Source organism: Microbispora sp. NPDC049125, from assembly GCF_040802045.1.
Classification (GTDB): Bacteria; Actinomycetota; Actinomycetes; order Streptosporangiales; family Streptosporangiaceae; genus Microbispora.
Genome location: NZ_JBEZDW010000127.1, coordinates 1 through 1149, shown reverse-complemented (window position 1 = coordinate 1149; position 1149 = coordinate 1). Strand labels below are relative to the sequence as shown.

General features: G+C 69.3%; 1 protein-coding gene. It reads right to left on the bottom strand.

The window, feature by feature from the left end; all coding sequences use genetic code 11:
- A partial coding sequence (locus AB0B72_RS40315) for a hypothetical protein (RefSeq protein ID WP_367745082.1) occupies window positions 1-278 on the bottom strand: 278 nt, incomplete at its 3' end.
- Window positions 279-1149: the final 871 nt, after the last annotated feature.

Sequence of the window (1149 nt, the reverse complement as noted above, 5' to 3'; positions counted from 1 at the left end):
GCGTCCAGCTGCGCGCCACCGGCCCGCATGTACCGGAACTTCACATCCGTGAAGTAGTTGCTCGGCGGATTCGCGGCGTTCTCCGTCATGCCGTAGATCCACCCCGACGCCCGATAAGTCGGCGAACCACTCGCGGAGGCGAAATTGACGCTGATGGACTGGTCCGCCGCCTGCGCCGGACCAGCCGTGACGACGGATGCGGCGGCCAGGGCACACGCGGTGAGCAGGGCGGCCAGCCCGCGCCGGCGTCTACGCCGCCTCATGGGTGTGACGTCCACTGGTGACTCCTTGCTAATTGGGGGTCGCAGGGCGGGCCGGAGGTCCGTCCTGGGCTTATGGCGCCGCCGCGCCAGGTGCGGCGGCGGAACCGGTGCCGGCTCGCGGCGAGCTGCGTCGCCGCGATCGTGAGCCTGTCGGCGAGATGACCGGGCCACGGCCGGGTGGGGTCGTCCATGACCGCGGCTTCGGCCGGCGACCCACCTCGTGGACCGCGGCCTTGGCGGGCCGCATGGTCGCATCGAAGACAGCCCGCCTCCCGCTGAGTGCACACGACACGGTGCTGTGGCCCACCTTGCCGCTGGTCATCCCGCACTCCTCGCGAATGGATTCGGATGCCGAACCATCTGCCTGAGCAGCTTGACCGGCCGCCACCACACAGGGGCGTGCGGGCCATAGTCGAATCGGTTCGCTCGCAGACTAAAACTCGCCCCTGGGGATGTCAATGGCACATGTCGCGGACGTGAACAGTGTGTATCGTTCCATCAGAAAGAGGGTCGCGCGTCTCCTGCGTATCCCCTGGCTGACGCCCGATCAGGCAGCGTCCGCCCCGGTGTTCCCGGCCGCCGCGCCTCTGGTGCGCGGTCAGCAGGCGGCACTCCTAAGAGTGAGACGAAACGCTTCCCCGCATCCCGGAGCGGACTCGCCGGCCCGGGACGATCTCACTTCACGGCGGGCGGGCGGACACCCGGTGGGGTCTCCGCCCGCGCGCTCACAACGCCCGGAGGCGGGTCCGCTCATGGATCGGCGCGGACCCGCTCGGTAGTACGGTCAGAGACGGTCAGCTCCGGTTCCACTTCTGGCTGGTGGTGCCGGTGCAGGACCACAGCTGCACCTTGGTGCCGTTGGCGGTGCCGAAGTTGCTCGCCTCCA